The following is a 20,823-nucleotide window of genomic DNA, read 5'->3' as shown; positions in this document are numbered from 1 at the left end:
TTCGCCGCTGCTCCGGAACTTTCTGCCGAAGCAGCGTCCGTGATCGCTCCAGCACGCCGCTGAATCGGGCCGTCACGCGAGCCCCGGCGCCTCACTCAAGTTGCGCCACACCATTTGCTTCGCTCCCGCGGCGCAAACCGCGGTGCGTCCCGCGCGCTCAGCGGTACGCGGCTTGCTCGACCTCCGGCGACCCTCAGTCCGGAGGACAGATGCTCAGAAGCCTGTTTGGCCCCGATACGGTCACCTCCATGTTGCGCGGCGGTCTCGAAGAGACGACTGCCTCGCATCGATCGATCGCGGCCCGCGTCGCGGGAGCGAGTGAAGCCAGCAGCAACGCTGACTTCTCGGGCGATCTCGCGCGCTCGCAGGCCGCCCAGGCCGATCTCGAGAAGGACATGGCGGAGCTCGCCGACAATCAGCTCCGCTACGAGGCCGAAGCGCATCTGCTGCGCGCGGCCTACGACCGACTGCGCACCGCGGTGGGCGGCAGCAATGGCTAATCGCCTGTCGTTTCCGCTCGTGCCGCGCCCGATCCGCCAGATGCTCCAGCCGCTCGACATCAGTTCGAGCGGCATGAGCACGCAGCAGCGCTTCCTCGAGGTGATCGCGAAGAATATCTCGAACGCCAGCACCACCCGCACCCCCGACGGCGGACCCTACAAGCGCGAGGTGGCGGTGGCCGACGGCGGCGGCAGCATCAAGATCGTCGAGGACCAGACACCGGGGCAGGAGGTCTACGACCCCGGTCATCCCGACGCCAACGCCGACGGCTACGTCCGGTACCCCAACGTGGACATGAACAACGAGCTGGTGGACCTGATGATCGCCCGGCGCGTCTTCGAGGCGAACGCCAGCGTCTTCCAGGCGGCGAAGAGCATGCTCCGCCGCGCACTCGACATCTGATCCGGGAGAAACGCGAATGGAACTCAGCTCGATCGGCAAGACCGCGCAACCGGTGCCGCTGCAGCCGGCGAATGCCCCCGGTGCCGCTGCGCCGAACCGCACCGGCGCGAAGCACGGGCATCACCACGCCCATCACGCGCAGTCGCTGATGGACATGCTCACGCCCGAGGAGCTCGACTTCTTCCAGCAGATGGAAGCGCTCGGGCCGCTCACCTATTCGCGTAACGCCTCGACCAGTCCCAGCACCGCCGCGCCGCTCGGACAGCGCGTGGACCTCAAGGGCTGATCGTGACCGCCCCGATCCGATCCGAATTCGTCTCACCACGCGCTCTCGAGCTCGATCGCGCGACCCAGAAGCTCGATCTGACCGATCGGCAGACCGAGTCGTTCGGCGACGTGTTCAAGAAGGTCATCAACGACACCAGCGGCATGCAGGACGACGCGCAGCAGCTGATCGGATCGTTCCTTCGCGGCGAACCCGTCGATCTCCACCAGGTGATGGCGGCCAGCGAGGAAGCGCAGATCTCGCTGCAGCTGCTGGTCGAGTTGCGCAACAAGCTCACCGACGCCTATCGCGCGGTGATGAACACCCAGTGAGCCCGCGATGAGCGCTCCCGGATCCAATCTCGTCGGCAGCTTCCAGCGAATGGACATGGGCCGCCGGCTCCTGGTGATCGGCGCCGCCGTGGTGGCGGTCGCGGCGATCGCGTGGGTCGGTCGCTGGGGTGCCGCGCCCACCTACGTCACGCTCTATCGCGATCTCGATTTCAAGGAAGCCGGCGACATGGCCGAGCACCTTCGCAAGTCGGACATCCCCTACCGGCTGGGCGGCGGAGGCACCGAGGTGATGGTGCCGGTCTCGGACGTCGCGGCCGCGCGGGTCGCGCTCGCCAAGGAAGGGCTGCCGGCGAGCGGCAAGCCCGGCCTCGAGCTGTTCGACAAGCCGTCGTGGGGCATGACCGACTTCACGCAGCGCGTCACCTTCCAGCGCGCGCTTGAAGGCGAACTGTCGCGCACCATCGGCACGATTCGCGGCGTCGACCGCGCCGAGGTCCATCTGGTGATGCCGGTATCGAGCCCGCTGCGGCGGCTCGAGCGGCCCGCCTCGGCCTCGGTCGTGCTTCACCTGAAGCCGGGCGCCGAGCTATCACGCGAGACCGTGCAGGGTGTGGTGTACGTGGTGGCCAACAGCGTCGAACAGCTCTCGGCCGAGAACGTGGCGGTGATGGACGACGCCGGCAAGGTCTTGTCCGTTCCTGCGACCGAAGGTTCCGCCGAAGCGATGAGCTCGCGGCAGATGGAGGTGCAGCGCTCGGTCGAGCAAGGGCTCGAAGAAAAAGTCGAGGACCTGCTGGCCACCGTGGTCGGCATCGGCGGAGCGCGCGCGCGCGTCAACGCCGAGCTCGACTTCAATCAGGTCGATCGCACCACCGAGACCTACAACCCCGACGGCCAGGTGCTGCAGACCGAGCAGCGCAGCGAGGCCGGCGCCAATGGCAGTCCAGAGTCGCAGACCATCGTCAGCAACGCGTACCAGAATTCCCGACAGGTGGAGAAGAGCAGCAACGCGGTCGGCAACGTGAAGCGCCTGACGGTCGCGGTGCTGGTGGATTCCAAGTCGCTGGATCAGCTGCGCGCGAAGAGCGGGGTGCAGCTGGCGCAGCTCGAAGGCCTGGTGCGCGACGCGGTCGGCGCCGACAGCACGCGGGGGGATCGCGTCAGCGTGATGGCGGTGCCCTTCGGCGCGGTCGCGGCCACTGTTTCGGCCGGTAGCGTGACACCCAACGCGCCGAAGGTGGACGTGATGCAGGTGGTCGAGCGCGCCAGCCGCCCGGCGGTGAGCGTGGTCTCGATCGTGGCGGTGCTGCTGGTCGCCATGGCCGGACTCCGCGGCATGGGATCGGCCAAGGGCGCGAGCGCGACCCCCTCGAGCGCGACCGCGGCGACCGAGGGCGCGAATCCGGCGCTCGAGGGCCCGGCCCGGCCCCGGCTTCCCGGTGATGGAAACGGCGGGGGCAACGGCGAGCTGACCGCCGACGTCGTCCGCGCCTGGCTGGCGGAGACGTGATGGCCGCCGCCGCGCGCACCCGCCGCGAATCCCTGAGCGGGCCTCAGAAGTGCGCCGTGCTCTGCATCGCCCTCGGGCCGCAGGGCGCGGCGCGCATTCTGCAGCAGCTCTCGCCCGATGAGGTCGAGCGCGTCAGCCGCGAGATCGCCGGCATGCCTTCGCCCGACCCGGAGCTGGTGCGTTCGGTGGTCGAGGAGTTCCGCGACGCGTCGAAACGCGGCGGCACCGGCACGCTGAAGGGCGGGCCGGCCTACGCGCAGCGGGTGCTCGACCAGGCGCTGGGCGCCGCGAAGGCGCGGCCGATCATGGAGCGCGTCAACGCCGGCAACGAATCGGGACTCGGGCGCCTGCGGCGCGCGGCTTCCGAGACCCTGGCCGGCCTGCTGCGCGACGAACATCCGCAGACCATCGCGCTGGTGCTCGCGCATCTCGACGATCATCAGGCGCTGAGCCTGCTGCGCGCGCTCGAGCCGGAACGGGCCAACGAAGTCGCGTGGCGCGTGGCGGCGATGGGGCCGGTGTCGCCGGCCACGCTGGTGCTGGTGGAACAGACGCTGATGAAGCGCGTCGAACCGCGGCCGACCGAGGAAGGGCGCGGCGAAGGCGGCGCGAGCCGCATGGCGCGGCTGCTCAATCGCGCCGGGGAGTCGCTCGAGCGCTCGATCCTCGAATCCCTGGAGCAGCGCGACTCCGATCTCGCGGCGCGCGTTCGCAATCTGATGTTCACCTTCGAGGATCTGCTGCGCGTCGATCCCAAGGGCATGCAGCGCGTGTTGCGCGAAGTGGACACCAAGGAGCTGGCGACCGCGCTCAAGGTGGCGAGCGACGAGCTCAAGGCGCACATCCGCAAGGCCATGTCGGAGCGGGCCGCGGCGGCGCTCGACGAGGAGATCGAGATGCTGGGGCCCACGCGCGTCAAAGACGTCGAGACCGCGCACGCCCGCATCATCGAAAGCGTGCGCTCGCTGGCCCAGGCGGGCGAGATCACCATCGAAGGCCAGGGGGGCGACGATGCCGTCGTCTGACGAAATCGGCGCACTGTCGCTGCCCACGCTCGGACGGTCCGCCGAGGCCGACGGCGAGGTCGCGGACGACGGGCGCTGGTCGCCGCCGGCGTGGCAGAGCCGCGCCGTCCTCCCGCCGCCGGACAGGGACGCCGAGAGCTATGCGCGCGGCTATCAGGATGGCGTGCGCGAGGGCGAGCGCATCGCGGCCGAGGACGTCCGCCCGGTGCTGCAGGCCCTGCAGCGGGCGGCGGAGCGCCTCGAGCGCATCGAGGGCGTGTTCGCGAGCGAGCGCTCCGACGCGGTGCGCGTGCTGGCGCTGGCGGTGGCGCGGCGGATTCTCGCCGAAGAACTGGCCTTGAAGCCCGAGCGCGTCATCGCACTGGTCGAGCGCGCGATCTCGATGCTGCCCAACGAGGCGCCGATCGAGGTTCGCCTGCATCCCGACGACCTCAAGGTACTGAAGGAATCGGGCCCGCTCGCGCCGGGCGGCGCCGCCACGCACGTCGAATGGGCCCCGGACCCGACGCTCCCGCGCGGCGACTGCCGGGTCGAGAGCCACGCGCGACTGGTGGACGGCCGGCTCGACGTGGTGCTGCGCCAGTGGTGCGAAAGGCTGATCCATGACTGAGCACGACCCGATCCGCCTGGTGAGCGCTCTCGATCTGCTCGAGGAACTGCCGCCGGCGCTCCTGTGCGGGCGCGTCAACCGCGTGATCGGCCAGGTCGTCGAGGCGGCCTCGCTGCCGGTCGCCGTCGGAGAATTGTGCCGTATCGAGCTCGACGCCGATCAGGGGATCCTCGCGCAGGTCGCCGGCTTCCACGAGCGCGGCGTGCTGCTGATGCCGCTCGGCGAACTGGAGGGCGTTCACCCCGGCGCACGCGTGGTGCCGATGGGCCACGCCTTCGAGGCCGACGCGGGAGAGGGGCTGGTCGGGCGCATCCTCGACGGGCTCGGCCGCCCGATCGACGGCCGCGGGCCGCTCGGGCCGACGCGGCGCTGCCCGCTGTTCGCGGAGCCGCCCGGACCGCTCGAGCGGCCCCGCATCCACACGCCGTTCGGCACCGGCATCCGCGCCCTGGATGGGCTGGTGACCCTGGGCCAGGGCCAGCGCATCGGGATCATGGCCGGCAGCGGTGTGGGCAAGAGCGTGCTGCTCGGCATGATCGCCCGCCACGCCACCGCCGACATCAACGTGATCGCCCTGCTGGGCGAGCGCGGGCGCGAAGTGCGCGAATTTCTCGAGCGCGACCTGGGCGCCGATGGCCTGGCGCGATCGGTGGTGGTGGTCTCGACCAGCGATCAGGCGGCGGTGGTGCGTGCCACCGGCGCGCTGGTGGCCACCGCGATCGCCGAGTACTTCCGCGACGCCGGCCGCAACGTGCTGCTGATGATGGACTCGATCACCCGCGTCGCGATGGCGTGGCGCGAGATCGGTCTGGCAGTGAACGAGCCGCCGACCACGAAGGGCTATACACCGTCGGTGTTCGCGGCCCTGCCGCGCCTGCTCGAGCGGGCCGGCACCTCGGCCAGCGGCAGCATCACCGGGCTCTATACGGTGCTGGTGGAGGGCGACGATTTCAGCGAGCCGATCGCCGACGCCTCGCGCGCCATCCTCGACGGCCACATCGTGCTGTCGCGGCGGCTGGCGAGCGCCAAGCACTTTCCGGCCATCGACGTGCTCGACAGCGTGAGCCGCGTCCGCGACGCCGTCGCCGATCGCGAATTGCTCGACGCCGCCAATCTCATGCTGCGGCTCGAAGCGGCCTGGAAGTCGCATGAGGACCTGATCGCGGTGGGCGCCTACAAACCCGGGGCCGATCGCGTGGTGGACGCGGCCATCGCGTTGCGGCCCGAGTTCCAGAGCTTCCTCACGCAGGACGCCGCCGAAGCGGCGAGCCTTGGCGAAGCCCGGGTCCGGGTGCTGACTCTCGCGGCCCGCGCCCGAGAACGGCTCGAGGAGAAATCATGACGCGATTCAGATTCCGTCTCGATCGCGTGCTGAAGCTGCGTGAAGGCGTCGAAAAGCTGCGCGCCGCCGACCTGGGACGTGCACTGAGCGACGAGGCGCGCCAGCAGGGGCATCTGGCCGAGGCCGAGAGCGGGCTGGAGCGCGCGCACGATTCGGCGACGGCGGCGCCCGCCCAGGTGCCCGCCGGCACGCTGCACGCGCGCTCGCAGGCGCTGCAGGCCGCCGCCGATCGCGTTCGCGACGCCGCCGAGGACTCGCGGCGGGCCGCCGAGCGCACCGAGGCCGAACGCGAGCGCTTCGATCTGGCCAGGCGCGAGCGGGAATCGCTCGAGCGGCTGAAGGTGACGCGCGAGTCGAACTGGCGCACCGAAGCCGGACGACTCGAGCAGAACGACGTCGATGAAATCGTGCGGCAACGCCGCGAGCGGGGAGATTCCCGATGAACAAGATGATTCTGTTCGCGAGCATCGCGTTGGTGGTCGGCCTGGGCGCCGGCACCACGGTGGGGGTGATGACCGCGCCGCCGCCGTCCAGGGTCAGCGCGACGGCCAAACCCGACTCGAGCTCGGTGGCGGTTGCGAGCCACGGCGGCGCGCCCGGCGGCGCCGCGATCAACGCGGTGCCGGCCTCGAGCGGCCCGTCCCCGATCGTCCCTGCGACTTCACCCGCGCCGGCGCCGGTGACGCCCGCCGCGGCCCCCACCAGCGCCGCCGCGCCGCCCACCGCGGGCGCCGCGCCGGGCGCCGGCCCCGCGCCTCCGGCGGGAACCACGGCGGGCGTGCGTCCGGCCATCACGCCGGCCGAGGCCCAGCAGCTCTCGTACAAGCAGGTGGCGCGCATCCTGTCCAACATGAATCCGCAGGACGCCGTCAAGATCCTCGCCTATCTGCAGGACGAGCACGTGCAGGGAATCCTTCAGGAGCTGGGCGTGCGTCAGGCCGCGAGCCTGCTGAGCCAGCTCCCTACCGAGCGCGCCGCGCGCCTGAGCGAGCGGATCATGCATCACCCCGTGGAGACCAAGTGATGGAGACCTCATTCGACCCCAGGCTCGCCGCCCCCCGCCCCGACTCCGCACCTTCGAGAACCGATCGCGCCGACGATCCCTCGTTCGACGCCGCCTTCGCCGCGTCGCTCATGGCGTCGCTCATGCCGGTGACGCCGGCGATCGATCCGCCGAATCCGTCCGGCGGCGGCGACCGTGGCGACCAGGCTGATGCGCCTCGGCGCTTCGATCCCTCTGCGCGCGCGCAGGAACGCGCCGACGCATCGCGCGCGCGCGATGCGGACGCGCGTCCCGGACGATCGAACGACTCCGACGACGCGGCGGGCGCCGCGGCCGCCAGACCCGACGCCGCGAACGATTCGCGCGCGGCGAGCGAGGCCCTGAAGCAGCTGCGACCGGTGAACGCGGGCAGCGAACCTGCGCCGCACGGAAAACAGGATCCCGGCACGAATGGAGCGCCCGCAGCAGGAGCGCAGGCGCAGGGATCGGGGGCCGACGCCCGGCACGGCGAGCGGGGAGAGAGCGCGATGCTGCGGGCGGTGCGCCGCCTGGCGCGCGAGGCCGCGCTGGGCGCCGTGAGCGCCGGAACGCGCACCACCGGCGAATCCGCGGCGCCGACGTCATCGGTGGCGGTCGCGGCGACGCCGGGACGACCGGCGAGCCTTCCCGGCACGACGCCCACGTTCCCGAATCCGGCGACGCTCGGCACCGGCGAGGCGATGCGCGCCTGGGAAGCGCGCGTGGATGGCGCGGTGCGGCCCGGCGAGCCGGTGGCGTTGCGGCTCGAGGACGCCGAGGGCGGCAGCGCCACGCTGCGGCTTCGCGTTCGCGGCGAGGCGCTGCAGGCGACCCTGGTCACCTCGGATTCCGAGCTGGCCTCGAAGCTCGAGCAGGACATGGGCTCGCTCCAGCAGGCGCTGAGGACTCGCGGCTTCGCACAGACCCAGCTTCAGGTCGCGCATACCGGCACCGCCACGGCGGGAACCGGCGCTCACGATGCCAGGAATCAGAAGGAGTCGACACCCCATCACCGGCCGAACGACGGCGACGCGGGGCGGGAGGGCGGCGAGCTTCGCCGCGAGACCCGCCAGCGTCGCGGTGAAAGAGAGGCGGAATCATGATCTCGCCCACCACTCAGCCCACGCTGTTCCAGTCGACCACGCCCACCACCAGTCCCGGCGGGCAGCTCGGCAAGGACCAGTTCCTCGAACTGCTGGTCACCCAGCTCCGCAATCAGGACCCGACCAGCCCGCTCCAGCCCTACGAGTTCGCGGCGCAGCTCGCTCAGTTTTCGACGGTCGAGCAGCTCACGCAGCTGAACGACGCCTTCTCGGCCCAGTCGCAGCAGACTCAGCTGCTTTCGACGCTCTCGCAAACCCAGTTCAGCTCCGGGTTGATTGGACGCGAGATTCTGGCCGAGGGCGATCAGATCCAGATTCCCTCGTCGGGCAACGCCTCGGTGACCTGTGACGTGGGCGGCGCGGGCGGCACCGCCACGCTCACGCTCAAGGACGACTCGGGTCACGTGCTGCAGACGCGCGACCTCGGCACCATCTCGGGAGGACGGCAGACGCTCCAGCTTCCCGCCGATCTTCCGCCCGGCACCTATCACGTTTCGATCAGCGTCTCGGGTGCGGGCGGCGCCGCGGTGCCCGTCACCACTTACGAAACCGGCGTCGTGACCGGCGTTCAGTTCAAGGGCGGCAGCATCACGCTGCAGATGGGAGATCTCAGCGTGAGCCTCGGCTCGCTGGTCGAGATCCACCCGGTTTCACCGCCCACGAGTAACTAAGGGAGGATGGACCAACATGATGCTCGCACTCTTCGCCGGCGTGTCGGGTCTGCGCAATCACCAGACCGACATGGACGTGATCGGAAACAACATCGCCAACGTGAATACCGTCGGCTTCAAAGCCTCGCGGGTCACGTTTCAGGAAGCGTTCGTCGAGCAGCTCCAGGGCGCCACTCGGCCCTCGGGCCTGCTGGGCGGCACCGACCCGCTGCAGATCGGAACGGGCATGAAGATCGCCAGTATCGATCAGCTCATGACCCAGGGCAGCCTCGAAACCACCGGGCAGCCGCTCGATCTCGCAATTCAGGGGGATTCGTTCTTCGCGCTGAACAGCGGGCCGGCCCGCGTCTACACCCGCGCCGGGAACTTCCAGCTCGACTCGCAGGGTCACCTGGTCTCGCCGAGCTCCGGCTACCTGCTGCAGGGGATCAACGCCGATCCGTTCGGCAACTTTGGAAACGGGGCGACGATCGGTGACATCGTGATTCCGCTCGGCCAGCGTGCACCGGCGCAGGCCACCAGCCAGATGAGCCTGACCGGCAATCTCGACGCGGGTGCGGCGGTCGGCACCACGCACACCATGAGCATCTCGGTCTACGATTCGGCCGGGGCCCCGCATCAGGTCGATCTCACCTTCACCAACACCGGCCCGGGCGCGTGGAGCTGGACCGCCAGCAGCGCGACCGCCACCGTCACCGCCGGCAACGGCACCGTGACCTTCAACGCCAACGGCAGCCTCGCCAGCTTCACCTACCCGGGCGGGGGCGCGTCCCTCAACATCGCTCCGACCGGCGGCGGCGCGGCGTTCAACGTCACGATCGACGCCGGCACCGTCAACGGCATCAATGGCCTGGTGGGGTTCGCCAATCCCTCGAACGCCGTGATCAACAGCCAGAACGGCTACGCGGCAGGGGATCTCGTCAACATCTCGGTGGACACCAACGGCGTGGTGTCGGGCTTCTTCACCAACGGCGTGACGCGCAACCTGGCGCAGATCGCGATGGCCACCTTCAACAATCCGGGCGGCCTCACCCGGTCGGGGAACAGCTTCTATCAGGAGTCCCCGAACTCGGGTACCCCGGTGATCGGGTTCGCGGGCGCCACCAGCTCGTCGACCCTGGCGCCCGGCACGCTCGAGGCGTCGAACGTCGATCTCTCGACCGAGTTCACCAACATGATCATCGCGCAGCGAGGATTCCAGGCGAACGCGCGAGTGATCACCACCGCCGACGAGATGTTGAACGAGCTGGTCAACCTGAGACACTAGGCGACCTCGTCCGGCTCGGCGCCGTGCCCGGCTCCATCCCCGGGAGTCGAGGCACGGCGCCGTCCGGCGTTTTTCGGCCGGCGGCAGAATTCGCCGGTCGCATCCGGCAGACCCTTCCTCCTCGGCGCCCGCGCCGCGGCCCGCCTCGGCAGCCGGAGGCACGCTGCCCGCGCCACCTGCCCCGCGCCGCGCCCCCAACCCGCGGCAATCAGGCGAGATGGCGACATCCCCGAGGCCGGCTCGCGCAGCGAATCCGCTCCTCCGCGCGCGTGGTACATCGGTTGCTCAATGGTAGCGAGGCCCTCGCGCGCCGCGAGCGGCCTCGTCCCCGGAGAACGCCGCATGAGTGACAGTCCGAGGCAGGAAGCGAAGCCCGCGAAGGGCGACGCGGCTGAAAAGCCGGAGAAGACCGGGAAGCCCGACAAGCCCGAGAAGGGCGACCACCCCGAACGGGCGGAAAAGGGCGAGGGGGGAGCGAAGCGCGAAACGGCCTCGGCGCCCGCCGGAGCCCCCGCGCTTCCGATCCTGTTCGCAGTCACGGCGGCGGCGCTGCTCGGCGGGGCCGCGATCGGCGACTTCCTGGTGGCGCCCCGCATCGTCGCCGCCAGCCGCGCGAGGCCGGAAGCCAAACCCGCCGCTGACGCGGAAGCGCCGGAGGCGAACCGGTCCGGCTCGGGCGACTCCAAGGCGGACAAGGGCAAGAAGAGCAACGAAAAGCCCGCCACCTACCGCATGGACAACATCATCGTGAACCCGGCCGGCTCCAACGGCACGCGGTTCCTGATGGCGTCGGTCGCCGTCGAGGTGTCGGACAAGACGCTGCAGGCGGCGATGAAGGAGCGCGACGCCGAGCTGCGCGACGCGGTGATCTCGGCGCTCGAGCGCCAGAGCCTCGAAGTCCTGCTCAAGCAGGGCGCGCGCGACACTCTTCGGCACGAGATCGAGGCCTCGATCGAGCGGGTCATGAACGTCCCGGTGCGCGTGTTCCTCCCGCAGTTCGTCGTGCAATGAGCCCGTCCAGCCCGTCGCTCCTCTCGCAGCGCGACATCGATTCGCTGCTGCCCGGTCATGCGCCCGAGGCGGAGCCGTCTCCCGCGCCGCGGCTCTGGAACTTCGCGCGACCCCTGCCGCTCTCGCGCCCGGTCCACGCGCGCCTCGAAGCGGTGCACGATCGTTTTCTGCGCGCGCTCGAAGTGCACCTCGCCACCGTGCTCCAGCTTCCGATCGAGGTGGTTTCGGGCGGCGTCGAGACCGTGAGCGGCGCAGAGCTGGCCTCGGCGCTCGAGACCCCCGGCGCGGCCTTCGTCATTCGCGTCGCCGGCGCGCAGCCCGGCGGCGTGCTCGACCTGGGCAACGAGCTGGCGCTCGCGCTGGTCGAACGCCTGCTGGGGGGCTCCGGCCACGGCGCCCCGCCGCGGCGCGCGCTCACCGCGTTCGAGCAGGCCCTGATCCGCCATCTCGCCGAGCAGGTGCTGCGCCTCCTCGGCGAAGCCTGGAGCACGGTGCAGCCCACCACCATCGAGTGCGGCAGCTTCGCCGCGGATCCGGAGTTGATCGGACTGCCGGCGGAGGACGTTCAGCTCGTGACCCACGCCGAAGTGCTGCTGGCGGGCGAGCGCCGCGATCTGGCGGTCGCCCTGCCGATCGCGGCGCTCGGATCGCGCATCCGCGACGCCGCGCCCTCGGCCGGCGCGGCCTCGCGGGCGCAGATCGAGGATCGCCTGAAACAGGCCAGCGCCGAGGTGCGCGTGCGCTTCCCCGAGCTGCGCCTGAGCGCGCGCGCCCTGCTCGCGCTCGCCCCCGGTCAGATCGTTCACACGCTGCACCCGGCCGACGCGCCGTTCGATCTGCTGGTCAACGGCCGGGTGGTGCACCGCGGCGCGCTCGGGCAGTTGCACGGACACGTGGGCGTGCGCATCTCGGAAACCGTGAAGCATTCGAAGGAGTCGGGACTCACTCGCGTTCGTGAAGGGAGGATCGTATGAGCACCGTGGACACTGGATCGGGCGGCGGTCGCTCGGCGGCTCCGGCCGCCCTCGATGCGCTGCTCGACGTTCCCATGCCGGTCGTGATCGAGATCGGCCGCTCGCGGCTCACCGTGCAGGAGATCCTGCAGCTCGGGCCCGGTTCGGTCGTCGAGCTGGATCGCGCGGTCGGCGATCCGGTGGATCTGTACGTGAGCGATCGCCGCCTGGCCGAGGGCGAGATCGTGGTGGTGGGCGATCACTTCGGCGTGCGCATCACGCGCGTGCTCAGCGATGAGAACGGCGAGGCCCAGGCGTGAGTGGTGGCGTGCTGCAGATGCTCGGCGCGCTGGCCGTCACGCTCGGCCTGATGGCGCTGGCGCTCGCGTTGCTCAAGCGCGTGCAGGGCGGCGGGCTGGGGCGCGGCGGACCGGTCGAGGTGCTGCAGCGCGTGCCGCTCGGGCCGCGCCAGGGACTGGCGCTGGTGCGGGTGGCGGGACGCGTGCTGGTGATCGGCATGGCCGAGAGCGGCGTGCGAACCCTGGCGGAGCTGACCGCCGAGGAGTGGGCGGCGAGCGGCGCGTCGCTCGCGCGCGAGGGCGAACCGCAGCGCGGCCGCTTCCAGATCTCGCTGCCGGGGCTCGGGAAGATCGGCCTGTTCGCAGCGCTGCTGCTGGTGGGCGCCGGTCACGCCTCGGCGCAAACCGCGCCGGGAGTGGCGCCGGTCACGGCCCCATCGTCGCTCGCCAGCGCGCCGGTGGCGAGCGCTTCGAAGGCCGCGGCACCGGCGACGCTTTCCACCAGGATCACGCCGCCGGCGAAGACTCCGGCGCCGCCGGCCCCGGTGGTGAACGCGCCCGCGGCCGGTCCCATCGTGCGCGCGGTGCCGGCGTTCTCGGTCAACGGTCCCGCGCCGCCGCAGGTGGACGTGCGGATCGGCGAGGGGAACGACGCGCTGCACCTGAGCGGCGCGGTGGGGCTGGTGATCTTCATCGGCGTGCTCACGCTGCTGCCGGCGCTGTTCCTGCTCATGACCAGCTTCACGCGCATCCTGATCGTGCTCCATTTCCTGCGCTCGGCGCTCGGCACTCAGACCGCGCCGCCGACTCAGCTGCTGGTGGCTTTCGCGGTGCTGCTCACCGGCGTGGTCATGCACCCGGTGCTCCAGGAATCGCAGCGCGTGGCGCTCCAACCCTACATGGAGGGCCGCATCGATCAGGTTCAGGCCTACCAGCTCGGGGTCCAGCCGTTCCGCGAATTCATGCTCGCCAATACCCGCGAGCAGGACCTCCAAATGTTCACCGAGATGAGCGGCATCGAGCACGCCGACTCCGCCGAAGCGCTGCCGATCGTGACGGTGGTCTCGGCCTTCGTCACCAGCGAGCTGCGCACCTCGTTCCAGATGGGCTTCCTCATCTTCCTGCCGTTCGTGGTGGTGGACGTGATCGTCGCCTCGGTGCTGATGAGCCTCGGCATGTTCATGCTGCCGCCGGTGATGATCTCGCTGCCCTTCAAGCTGCTGCTGTTCGTGCTCGCCGACGGCTGGACGCTGGTGGTCCAGAACCTGGTGTCGAGCTTCCGGTGAGGACGCGATGAGCCCGACGCTGGCGGCCGAGATGATCCGCAATGCCGTGACCATTTCGCTGATGGTGGCGGGGCCGTTGCTCATCACCGCGCTGGTGGTGGGCGTGTTGGTGAGCCTGATCCAGGCGATCACCCAGCTCCAGGAGCAGACGCTCACCTTCATTCCCAAGCTCGTGCTGATCGCCCTGGTGTTCCTCGCCACGCTGCCATGGACCCTCACGCGCCTGGTCGAGTACCTGGTGCAGGTGTTGCGCAGCCTGCCGACCCTCGCCGCATGAACCCCCTGCCGCTGCTCCAGTTGATCGGGCCCGATCGCTGGCCGGCGTTCGCGCTGATCAGCGCGCGCGTCGGCGGATTGATGCTGGCGGCGCCGCTGTGGTCGATGAGCACGCTGCCGCGCGCGACGCGTGCCGCGATTACGGTGGTGTTGAGCGTGTTGCTGCTCGCCTCCTGCCCGGCGGTCAAGGCCCCGGAGGAGGTGCTGCAGATGCCGCTGCCGATGGCCATGGAAGGCCTGGTCGGGCTGGTGATCGGTCTCACCGCGGCGGTGCTGATCCAGGCGGTGGCACTCGGCGGCGAGGTGCTGTCGCTGCAGATGGGGCTCTCGCTGGGCCAGGCGCTCGCGCCTTCGCCCGACCTCGAGGCTTCGGGTGTCGCCCAGTTCCAGACGATTCTCGCGCTGCTCATCTACACCAGTGCCGGGGGACATCTGATGTTGCTGCAGGCGCTGGCCGAGAGCCTGCGCGTTCTGCCGCCGGGCTCGGGCTTCGGGCTGTCGGCGTCGCCGGCGGCGCTGGGCGCGCTTCCCGGCACGCTGTTCTCGTGCGCGATTCGCGCCGCGGCGCCGGTGATGGTGGCGCTGCTGCTCGCCAACGTCGCTCTGGCGGTGATGAGCCGCGCCGTTCCGCAGCTCAACGCCATGATGGTGGCGTTCCCGCTCACCATCGGCATCGGCCTGATCGTCTCGGCCGCGGCGATGCCGCTGATCGCCGCGACCATTCGTGGCTGGATCGAGAACCTGCCGATCGCGACCGCGGCGGCGCTGCACGGCTTCCAGGCCGCCGGGAGCCACTGACCGTGGCCGACGAGCGCAGCGACACCCGCGAACGTACCGAACAACCCACTCCGCGCCGGCTCGAGCAGGCGCGCGAGGAAGGGCAGGTCGCGCGCAGCGTGGAGCTGGCCGCCGCCGCCGGGCTGATCGCGGGCGCGCTGCTGCTCGGCACCACCGCGGGCAGCGCGCTGGCGCACGCCGCGCGCCAGACGCTGCAGCGCGCCACGGAAGCGTTCTCGCTCGGCCCCCTTTCCGCCAGCAGCGTGACGCCCCTGCTCGAGCAGACCGTGACCGGCATCCTGCTCGCCTGGCTCCCGTTCGCGGGCGGTGTGGCTGCGGCCGCCCTGGCGATCCAGCTGGTGCAGACGCGGGGCGTGCTGTCGTGGAAGCCGGTGGAGCCCAAGTTCTCGAATCTCAATCCCGCCGCCGGGCTCAAGCGCATCTTCGGAACCGACGGCCTGGTCCAGCTCCTCAAGTCGGTGCTGAAGTTGACGGTGCTGGTGCTGGTCACCTGGTCGGTGTTCGCCCGCCATCTCGGGGAAATGCTGGCCCTGTCGCAGTCCGGCCCCGAGGCGGCGGCCGTCGTGCTGCGCGAGCTGGCGCTGCGGCTGGTGCTGACCACCGCGCTCGCGTTCCTCGCGGTGGCGCTGCTCGACTACGCCTTCCAGTGGTTCAAACTCCATCGCCAGCTGCGCATGACGCGCGAGGAAGTGGTGCGCGAGCATCGCGAGACCGATGGCGATCCGATGATCAAGGCGCGCATGCGCTCGGTCGCCCGCTCGCTCGCGCGCCGTCGCATGATGCAGCAGGTCCCGAACGCCGACGTGGTGGTGGTGAACCCCACCCACATCGCGGTCGCGCTGCGCTACGCGCCCCACGAGTCGCCGGCGCCGATCGTGGTGGCGATGGGCGAGCGTCGCATTGCCGAGCGCATTCGCGCCATCGCCGAGAAGGCGGGCGTCCCGATCGTCGAGAACCGTCCGGTGGCGCGCGCGCTGCTGGCCACCGCCAGCGTCGGCCGCGCGATTCCGGCCGCGCTCTACCTGGCGGTCGCCGAGATCCTGGCCTGGGTGCATCGCCGCCACGGGCTGCGCCATCTCGGCACGCTGGCGAGGAGCAGAGCGTGACCGCCGTCAACCTGAGCTCGGCGGCGGCCCCGCTCCAGCCCGCGGCCACCACGCCTGCGCCGGCGCGCGGCGGCGGCCGCGCCGCGCTCGCTGGCGCCGCGCCCGCGGCCGCGGCCGCTGCCGCTGCGCGCTTCTCCTCCGGCGCGGAGACCGCCCTGGCCGTGGGCGTGGTGGCGGTGGTCGCGCTGCTGGTCGTGCCCCTTCCGCCGTTCGTGCTCGACGCCTGTCTCGCGCTCAGCTTCGCGCTCTCGATCGTCGTCATGCTGGTCACGCTCTCGTCGCGCGATCCGCTCGAGTTCAGCATCTTCCCGAGCCTGCTCCTGCTCATCACGCTGTTGCGGCTCGGGCTCAACGTGAGCAGCACCCGCCTCATCCTCAGCACCGGGCACGCCGGCCAGGTGATCGCGGCGTTCGGCAACTTCGTGATCGGCGGGAATCCCGTGGTCGGCCTGGTGATCTTCCTGATCCTGGTGGTAATCAACTTCATGGTGATCACCAAGGGCGCGGGACGCATCGCCGAGGTTGCCGCGCGCTTCACGCTCGACGCGATGCCCGGCCGACAGATGAGTATCGACGCCGATCTCAGCGCCGGCCTGATCGACGAAACCGAAGCTCGGCGCCGCCGCGAAGAGGTCAGCCGCTACGCCGACTTCTACGGGAGCATGGACGGCGCCGCGAAATTCGTGCGCGGCGACGCCGTGGCCGGCCTGGTGATCACGGCCATCAATCTGCTCGGCGGGTTCGTGATCGGGATCACCCAGCTCGGCATGAGCGGGGGAGAGGCGCTGCGCACCTTCAGCGCACTCACCGTCGGCGACGGCCTGGTCACGCAGATCCCGGCGCTGGTGGTGAGCACCGCGGCCGGCATCCTCGTCACTTACGGGTCGGGCGGCACGGCGGTCGCGCCCTCGATCGCCAGGCAGCTCACGCGCGCGCCGCGCGCCCTGTGGACCACCGCCGGCATCCTCACCGCCTTCGGCCTGGTGCCCGGGCTTCCGGCGCTGCCGTTCCTCACGCTCGCGATCGGCGCCGCCGGTCTCGCCTGGCGCGCCGGACGCCGGCGTCCCGACGCTCCTTCGGCCGAGGCTCCGTCGCGAGCCGAGGCCGCACCCTCCGGCGCTCCGCCGGTGCGCGACATCGTGAGCGTCGAGCCGCTCGAGCTCGAGATCGGCTACGGGCTGGTGCCGCTGGTGGACGATTCGCAGGGCGGCGATCTGTTGCAGCGGATCGGCATCCTGCGCAAGCAACTGGCGTTCGAGATCGGCCTGCTGGTGCCGCCGGTGCGAATCCGCGACAACATCCAACTCGAGGCCGGCGAGTACGTGATCAAGTTGCGCGGCGTGCGCGCGGCCGGTGCCGAGCTGGTGACGCGCGCGTTGCTCGCCATCAACACCGGTGGCGCTCGCGGACCGCTGGAAGGGACGCCCACGCGCGACCCCAGCTTCCAGATGCCGTCGGTATGGATCACGCCCGAGCGGCGCGCCACCGCCGAATCGCAGGGCTGGAACGTGGTCGAGCCCGCCACCGTGCTGACCACCCATCTCATGGAGACCATCCGGTTGCACGCCGCCGATCTGCTCAGCCGCCAGACCGTGCGCGAGCTGCTCGACGGTCTCAAGGAAACCAACCCGGCGCTGGTCGAGGACGTGGTGCCGGGCAAGCTCTCGGTGGGCACGGTGCAGCGCGTGCTGCAGCGACTGTTGCGGGAGGGGCTGCCGATCCGCGACCTGGCCACGATTCTCGAAGCACTCTCCGATGCCGCCGATCAGACCAAGGATCCCGAAGCGCTCACCGAGCACGTGCGCCGTTCGCTGGCCACCGTGATCGCCGAGCTGCTCGGCGGCTCGAATGGCCCGGTGCGCGCGATCACCGTGGGCCCGCGCCTCGAGCTGGCGCTGATGCACTGGTTCAGCCCGCGCCGAGACTCCGGCCCCACGCTCGATCCCGGCATGGTCACCACCGCGCTCCAGTCGCTCTCCGAGCTGGCCGAGCGCTCGCAGCGCGATGGCCAGCTGCCGCCGCTGGTCACGCCGCCCGGGCTGCGCGTCGGCATCCGGCGTCTGGTGGAGCCGGTGCTGCCGCGCCTTCCGGTCATCGCCCTCACCGAGTTGCCGCCGCAGACCCCCGTTCAAAACCTCGCCACCTGGGAGCTGAGCCATGCCGCTTGAGACCTTCGTCGGACCGGATACCGGCGAGCTGCTGCTGCGCGCGCGAGCCGCGCTCGGGGCGGACGCCGTTGTGCTGAGTGTGCGCCGCGCGGGACCGCGCGGCTTCGAGCTGACCGCCGCCGACGCCGAGAGCGCCGCGCGGCTCGCTCCACGGCCGCGGCCCGCGCCGCTCGCGCCTTCGCCGCAGCATCCCGAGCTGTCGCCATCGGGCTCGCGCCTGATCGCGCTGGTCGGCCCGACCGGCGCCGGCAAGAGCACCACCATCGCCAAGCTGCTCCGGCGTCCGAAGGAAGTGGGACGCAAGGTCGGCGTGCTCGCGCTCGACACCCACCGGGTGGGAGCGGTCGAGGCCATGCGGCAGGTGACGAGACTGTCGCGCGTGCCGATGGCGGTGGCGCACGAGGAAGCCGATCTCGAGCGCGCGCTGCGCGCCCTCAAGGGCCGGCGCACCGTGCTGATCGATACCTCGGGCCGCGGTCCGGCGCGCGATGCCGACACCCGTGAGACCTGGCGGCTGCTCGAAGCCTTGCGGCCCGCCGAGATCCACCTCACCGCGCCCGCCGGTCTCGATCCGCTGCGAGCGCGACGCATGCTCGCCGAATTCCGTACGCGCGGCGCCACGCATCTGCTGGTGACCAAGCTGGATGAATTCCCCGAGGAGCGCACCTGGTTCGAGCTGGCCGCCGAGCTGCGGGTGCCGATGCGCTGGGTGACCGACGGCCAGGATCTGGCGGCCGATCTGCGTGCCGCCGCCGACTGGGACGTCGCGCCCGAGGAAACCCTGTGGCTCGGCAGCGGGACGGAGACGCCATGAAGCCCGCGCTCGAGCTCCGCGCCACGCCGCCGGAAGGTCGCGCGCCCGGCGCCTGGGTGGTGGCCAGCGGCAAGGGCGGCGTGGGCAAGTCGCTGCTCTCGACCCTGCTCGCGGTCGAGTCCGCCCGGCGCGGCCGCGCCACGCTGCTGTTCGACGGCGCGCAGAACCAGGGCAATCTCCACGTGCTGCTCGATCGCCGCCCGGCGCGCGGTCTCTCGGCGGTCTGGCACGGTGAAGCCGAGCCGGCGGAGCTGCTGATCCCGCTCCGCGACCGGCTCTGGTTGCTGCCGGCGCCGCCCGGAGAACACCTGCCTCACTCGCTCGGTCCGCTCGAGCGCGCGCGTCTGCACTACTGGCTCTCGGCGCTCTACCAGCGCTTCGATCGCGTGATCGTGGACGGCGGCCCGGGTCTCGAAGGTGCGTTGCGCGCTGCGACGATCGGCGCCTCGGGGATGGCGGTGGTGGCGGTGCCCGAGCCGGCCGCGCTGAGCGATGCCTACGCGCTGGTCAAGCTCGCGCATCTCGGCGCGCCGCATCTGCCGGTCGGACTGGTGGTCAATCGCGTCGAGAGTGAAGGTGAGGCCGAGGCGGTGCACGAGCGCCTGGAACTCGCGACGCGCAAGTTCCTCCGTCGTGAGCTCCCGCTGCTCGGCGCGGTGCCGGAAGAGGGCGCGCTGCGACTGGCTGCGCGCACGCCCGGGCGATTGCTCGAGCGCGCGCCGGAATCGGTGGAGCACGCGGTGCGCACGATCGTGGACCGCTTCGAGTCGCTGGCCCCGGCCGAGGCCGCGGCATGATCTCGCGCGATCAGGCCCGCGCCCTGCCGACTCCGGACCTCTGGGAGAGCTATCGCTCGACCGGGGATCCGGCGCTGCGCCGCGAGCTGATCGACCGCTACATCGGGCTCGTGCACCACCACGCCCGCGAGCTGATCCGCCGCACCCACGAACTGGAACTCGACGAGCTGGTCAGCTCCGGCACCGTCGGCCTGATTCAGGCGCTCGAGGGCTTCGATCCCTCGCGCGGGCTCGCGTTCAGCACCTATGCGCTGCCGCGCATCCGCGGAGCGATGCTCGACGAGCTGCGCCGCTACGACTGGGCGCCGCGCAGCATCCGCTCGCGCGGCCGCCAGCTCGAGCAGGCGCGCGACCGGCTGCGCCAGCGCCTGGGCGGCGAACCCTCCGACCAGCAGGTGGCCGACGCGCTGAACGTGGATCTCGAGACCTACTGGCGCTGGGAAAGGGAGGCGGAGACGCGCTCGCGCGTGGCACTCGATCCGCGCGAATCGGGCGATGGCGAGACCGCGCCGCTCCACGAAGCGCTGGCCGACGAGAACGCTCCTTCGCCCGACGCCGCCCTGCTCGAGCGCGAACGGGTCGGCGGGGTGCGCGAGGCGTTCGACGAGCTGCCCGAGCGCGACCGTCTGGTGCTGACGCTGTCCTATTTCGAGGAGCTGAGCCTCAAGCAGATCGGAGAGGTGCTGCACATCACCGAATCGCGGGTCTCGCAGATCCGGACGCGCGCGCTTCACCGGCTTCGCCATGCGGTTCAGGGAAAGGAGGCGGCATGAATGCGCGGCGATCGGGAGTGCTGATGGCGCTCACGCTGCTCCTCAACACCGTGCCGAACGCGCTGCCCTGGACCGCGCCGGCGCTCAATCTCAACGCGCTGAATCGTGCCGCGGCGATACTCGAGGGCGCGATCGGCGCCACGCCGGCCGGGGCCGCCGCCCGTCGCCTCGCCGAGGAGCTGGAGCAGCGCGCGATCGACGCCGCGCGCGCCGCGCGGGACGCCACACCGCCGGCCGCGCGACCGGCGGCCGGAGCGGCGCTGCTGCTGATGCCCGGCGCGCTGGCGGCAGGGCTCGTGACCCGGCGCCGTGATCCACGCCGCCGGGTTCGCGCTCTGGCCCGGCGCGGGGTCGCGGTCGCGGCAATCGCGCGCCGCACCGGCGTCGCGCAGGACGCGGTCCGCGCGCTGATCGGGCCGGAAGGAACCGCCGCTGATCGGCGGCAGAGCTTGCCGGGCGGAAGGGAGCGCCGGCCGCGAACGTTGAGTTTCGAGGAGCGGTACCCCCGGTGAAGCGCTGCGACGAGAAGGGC

Annotated in this window: 25 protein-coding genes; all 25 read left to right on the top strand. The window is 71.2% G+C overall.

All coding sequences use genetic code 11. The annotated features are described in order from the left end of the window. Positions 1-209 precede the first annotated feature (209 nt). The 25 genes from VMJ70_09800 (at position 210) to VMJ70_09680 (ending at position 20,803) form a co-directional block, all read left to right on the top strand. Positions 210-500, top strand: coding sequence for a hypothetical protein (locus tag VMJ70_09800; protein ID HTO91414.1), 291 nt, complete (start codon positions 210-212; stop codon positions 498-500). After that, positions 493-903: a flagellar basal body rod protein FlgC gene (gene flgC, locus VMJ70_09795; GenBank protein ID HTO91413.1), complete on the top strand. Its 411-nt coding sequence runs from the start codon at positions 493-495 to the stop codon at positions 901-903. The genes VMJ70_09800 and flgC overlap by 8 nt, the downstream gene beginning before the upstream one ends. Positions 904-919: 16 nt before the next feature. Further along, positions 920-1,189 carry a hypothetical protein gene (locus VMJ70_09790; GenBank protein ID HTO91412.1) on the top strand — a complete coding sequence of 90 codons (270 nt, stop codon included), beginning with the start codon at positions 920-922 and terminating at the stop codon, positions 1,187-1,189. 2 nt (positions 1,190-1,191) lie between these two features. After that, positions 1,192-1,500, top strand: coding sequence for a flagellar hook-basal body complex protein FliE (fliE, locus tag VMJ70_09785; GenBank protein ID HTO91411.1), 309 nt, complete (start codon positions 1,192-1,194; stop codon positions 1,498-1,500). 7 nt (positions 1,501-1,507) lie between these two features. Next, positions 1,508-2,971, top strand: coding sequence for a flagellar basal-body MS-ring/collar protein FliF (fliF, locus tag VMJ70_09780; GenBank protein ID HTO91410.1), 1,464 nt, complete (start codon positions 1,508-1,510; stop codon positions 2,969-2,971). Beyond that, positions 2,971-3,996: a flagellar motor switch protein FliG gene (fliG, locus tag VMJ70_09775; GenBank protein ID HTO91409.1), complete on the top strand. Its 1,026-nt coding sequence runs from the start codon at positions 2,971-2,973 to the stop codon at positions 3,994-3,996. The genes fliF and fliG overlap by 1 nt, the downstream gene beginning before the upstream one ends. Further along, positions 3,983-4,606 carry a FliH/SctL family protein gene (locus VMJ70_09770; protein HTO91408.1) on the top strand — a complete coding sequence of 208 codons (624 nt, stop codon included), beginning with the start codon at positions 3,983-3,985 and terminating at the stop codon, positions 4,604-4,606. Before fliG ends, VMJ70_09770 begins: the two co-directional genes overlap by 14 nt. Next, entirely contained in the window at positions 4,599-5,948 is a 1,350-nt protein-coding gene (locus VMJ70_09765) for a FliI/YscN family ATPase (protein HTO91407.1), read from the top strand. Before VMJ70_09770 ends, VMJ70_09765 begins: the two co-directional genes overlap by 8 nt. Beyond that, the gene (gene fliJ, locus VMJ70_09760) at positions 5,945-6,391 is read left to right on the top strand and encodes a flagellar export protein FliJ (GenBank protein ID HTO91406.1); all 447 of its coding nucleotides are present in this window, start codon (positions 5,945-5,947) and stop codon (positions 6,389-6,391) included. Before VMJ70_09765 ends, fliJ begins: the two co-directional genes overlap by 4 nt. After that, positions 6,388-6,972: a hypothetical protein gene (locus tag VMJ70_09755; protein ID HTO91405.1), complete on the top strand. Its 585-nt coding sequence runs from the start codon at positions 6,388-6,390 to the stop codon at positions 6,970-6,972. The genes fliJ and VMJ70_09755 overlap by 4 nt, the downstream gene beginning before the upstream one ends. After that, positions 6,972-8,072, top strand: a complete 1,101-nt coding sequence (locus VMJ70_09750) for a flagellar hook-length control protein FliK (GenBank protein ID HTO91404.1) — start codon at positions 6,972-6,974, stop codon at positions 8,070-8,072. Before VMJ70_09755 ends, VMJ70_09750 begins: the two co-directional genes overlap by 1 nt. Continuing rightward, positions 8,069-8,743 carry a flagellar hook assembly protein FlgD gene (locus tag VMJ70_09745; GenBank protein HTO91403.1) on the top strand — a complete coding sequence of 225 codons (675 nt, stop codon included), beginning with the start codon at positions 8,069-8,071 and terminating at the stop codon, positions 8,741-8,743. Before VMJ70_09750 ends, VMJ70_09745 begins: the two co-directional genes overlap by 4 nt. Before the next feature lie 16 nt (positions 8,744-8,759). After that, a complete protein-coding gene (locus VMJ70_09740) occupies positions 8,760-10,010 on the top strand; it encodes a flagellar hook protein FlgE (protein HTO91402.1) in 1,251 nt (416 codons plus the stop codon). A 342-nt stretch (positions 10,011-10,352) separates the two neighbouring features. Further along, the gene (locus tag VMJ70_09735; GenBank protein ID HTO91401.1) at positions 10,353-11,021 is read left to right on the top strand and encodes a flagellar basal body-associated FliL family protein; all 669 of its coding nucleotides are present in this window, start codon (positions 10,353-10,355) and stop codon (positions 11,019-11,021) included. Next, on the top strand, positions 11,018-11,995 hold the full coding sequence (locus VMJ70_09730) for a FliM/FliN family flagellar motor switch protein (GenBank protein ID HTO91400.1): 978 nt from the start codon (positions 11,018-11,020) through the stop codon (positions 11,993-11,995). Before VMJ70_09735 ends, VMJ70_09730 begins: the two co-directional genes overlap by 4 nt. Further along, positions 11,992-12,294, top strand: coding sequence for a flagellar motor switch protein FliN (gene fliN, locus VMJ70_09725; protein HTO91399.1), 303 nt, complete (start codon positions 11,992-11,994; stop codon positions 12,292-12,294). Before VMJ70_09730 ends, fliN begins: the two co-directional genes overlap by 4 nt. Next, positions 12,291-13,559 (top strand): flagellar type III secretion system pore protein FliP, encoded by a 1,269-nt coding sequence (gene fliP, locus VMJ70_09720; protein ID HTO91398.1) that lies wholly within the window; start codon positions 12,291-12,293, stop codon positions 13,557-13,559. The genes fliN and fliP overlap by 4 nt, the downstream gene beginning before the upstream one ends. A gap of 7 nt (positions 13,560-13,566) precedes the next feature. Beyond that, a complete protein-coding gene (locus VMJ70_09715) occupies positions 13,567-13,836 on the top strand; it encodes a flagellar biosynthetic protein FliQ (GenBank protein ID HTO91397.1) in 270 nt (89 codons plus the stop codon). Continuing rightward, positions 13,833-14,633: a flagellar biosynthetic protein FliR gene (locus VMJ70_09710; GenBank protein ID HTO91396.1), complete on the top strand. Its 801-nt coding sequence runs from the start codon at positions 13,833-13,835 to the stop codon at positions 14,631-14,633. The genes VMJ70_09715 and VMJ70_09710 overlap by 4 nt, the downstream gene beginning before the upstream one ends. A 2-nt stretch (positions 14,634-14,635) precedes the next feature. Beyond that, positions 14,636-15,739: a flagellar biosynthesis protein FlhB gene (gene flhB / locus VMJ70_09705; GenBank protein ID HTO91395.1), complete on the top strand. Its 1,104-nt coding sequence runs from the start codon at positions 14,636-14,638 to the stop codon at positions 15,737-15,739. Continuing rightward, entirely contained in the window at positions 15,736-17,907 is a 2,172-nt protein-coding gene (gene flhA / locus VMJ70_09700) for a flagellar biosynthesis protein FlhA (GenBank protein ID HTO91394.1), read from the top strand. Before flhB ends, flhA begins: the two co-directional genes overlap by 4 nt. Continuing rightward, a complete protein-coding gene (locus VMJ70_09695; GenBank protein HTO91393.1) occupies positions 17,897-18,721 on the top strand; it encodes a hypothetical protein in 825 nt (274 codons plus the stop codon). The genes flhA and VMJ70_09695 overlap by 11 nt, the downstream gene beginning before the upstream one ends. Continuing rightward, the gene (locus tag VMJ70_09690) at positions 18,718-19,518 is read left to right on the top strand and encodes a hypothetical protein (GenBank protein ID HTO91392.1); all 801 of its coding nucleotides are present in this window, start codon (positions 18,718-18,720) and stop codon (positions 19,516-19,518) included. The genes VMJ70_09695 and VMJ70_09690 overlap by 4 nt, the downstream gene beginning before the upstream one ends. Continuing rightward, positions 19,515-20,291 carry a FliA/WhiG family RNA polymerase sigma factor gene (locus VMJ70_09685; protein HTO91391.1) on the top strand — a complete coding sequence of 259 codons (777 nt, stop codon included), beginning with the start codon at positions 19,515-19,517 and terminating at the stop codon, positions 20,289-20,291. Before VMJ70_09690 ends, VMJ70_09685 begins: the two co-directional genes overlap by 4 nt. Beyond that, positions 20,288-20,803, top strand: coding sequence for a hypothetical protein (locus VMJ70_09680; protein ID HTO91390.1), 516 nt, complete (start codon positions 20,288-20,290; stop codon positions 20,801-20,803). Before VMJ70_09685 ends, VMJ70_09680 begins: the two co-directional genes overlap by 4 nt. The last annotated feature ends 20 nt before the right edge of the window (positions 20,804-20,823 follow it).

The organism is Candidatus Sulfotelmatobacter sp. (assembly GCA_035498555.1).
Lineage (GTDB): Bacteria > Eisenbacteria > RBG-16-71-46 > RBG-16-71-46 > RBG-16-71-46 > DATKAB01.
This window is presented reverse-complemented; position numbering and strand designations above follow the sequence as displayed.

What these genes read in the sequence shown, in the direction of transcription:
- VMJ70_09685 (HTO91391.1), top strand. Translation starts at nt 19,515, where the DNA reads ATGATCTCGCGCGATCAGGCCCGCGCCCTGCCGACTCCGGACCTCTGG.
- VMJ70_09790 (HTO91412.1), top strand. Translation starts at nt 920, where the DNA reads ATGGAACTCAGCTCGATCGGCAAGACCGCGCAACCGGTGCCGCTGCAG.
- fliG (HTO91409.1), top strand. Translation starts at nt 2,971, where the DNA reads ATGGCCGCCGCCGCGCGCACCCGCCGCGAATCCCTGAGCGGGCCTCAG.
- VMJ70_09770 (HTO91408.1), top strand. Translation starts at nt 3,983, where the DNA reads ATGCCGTCGTCTGACGAAATCGGCGCACTGTCGCTGCCCACGCTCGGA.
- VMJ70_09715 (HTO91397.1), top strand. Translation starts at nt 13,567, where the DNA reads ATGAGCCCGACGCTGGCGGCCGAGATGATCCGCAATGCCGTGACCATT.
- VMJ70_09680 (HTO91390.1), top strand. Translation starts at nt 20,288, where the DNA reads ATGAATGCGCGGCGATCGGGAGTGCTGATGGCGCTCACGCTGCTCCTC.
- VMJ70_09750 (HTO91404.1), top strand. Translation starts at nt 6,972, where the DNA reads ATGGAGACCTCATTCGACCCCAGGCTCGCCGCCCCCCGCCCCGACTCC.
- VMJ70_09765 (HTO91407.1), top strand. Translation starts at nt 4,599, where the DNA reads ATGACTGAGCACGACCCGATCCGCCTGGTGAGCGCTCTCGATCTGCTC.
- VMJ70_09800 (HTO91414.1), top strand. Translation starts at nt 210, where the DNA reads ATGCTCAGAAGCCTGTTTGGCCCCGATACGGTCACCTCCATGTTGCGC.
- VMJ70_09710 (HTO91396.1), top strand. Translation starts at nt 13,833, where the DNA reads ATGAACCCCCTGCCGCTGCTCCAGTTGATCGGGCCCGATCGCTGGCCG.
- fliJ (HTO91406.1), top strand. Translation starts at nt 5,945, where the DNA reads ATGACGCGATTCAGATTCCGTCTCGATCGCGTGCTGAAGCTGCGTGAA.
- VMJ70_09755 (HTO91405.1), top strand. Translation starts at nt 6,388, where the DNA reads ATGAACAAGATGATTCTGTTCGCGAGCATCGCGTTGGTGGTCGGCCTG.
- VMJ70_09740 (HTO91402.1), top strand. Translation starts at nt 8,760, where the DNA reads ATGATGCTCGCACTCTTCGCCGGCGTGTCGGGTCTGCGCAATCACCAG.
- VMJ70_09745 (HTO91403.1), top strand. Translation starts at nt 8,069, where the DNA reads ATGATCTCGCCCACCACTCAGCCCACGCTGTTCCAGTCGACCACGCCC.
- flgC (HTO91413.1), top strand. Translation starts at nt 493, where the DNA reads ATGGCTAATCGCCTGTCGTTTCCGCTCGTGCCGCGCCCGATCCGCCAG.
- VMJ70_09735 (HTO91401.1), top strand. Translation starts at nt 10,353, where the DNA reads ATGAGTGACAGTCCGAGGCAGGAAGCGAAGCCCGCGAAGGGCGACGCG.
- VMJ70_09730 (HTO91400.1), top strand. Translation starts at nt 11,018, where the DNA reads ATGAGCCCGTCCAGCCCGTCGCTCCTCTCGCAGCGCGACATCGATTCG.
- VMJ70_09695 (HTO91393.1), top strand. Translation starts at nt 17,897, where the DNA reads ATGCCGCTTGAGACCTTCGTCGGACCGGATACCGGCGAGCTGCTGCTG.
- fliF (HTO91410.1), top strand. Translation starts at nt 1,508, where the DNA reads ATGAGCGCTCCCGGATCCAATCTCGTCGGCAGCTTCCAGCGAATGGAC.
- fliN (HTO91399.1), top strand. Translation starts at nt 11,992, where the DNA reads ATGAGCACCGTGGACACTGGATCGGGCGGCGGTCGCTCGGCGGCTCCG.
- VMJ70_09690 (HTO91392.1), top strand. Translation starts at nt 18,718, where the DNA reads ATGAAGCCCGCGCTCGAGCTCCGCGCCACGCCGCCGGAAGGTCGCGCG.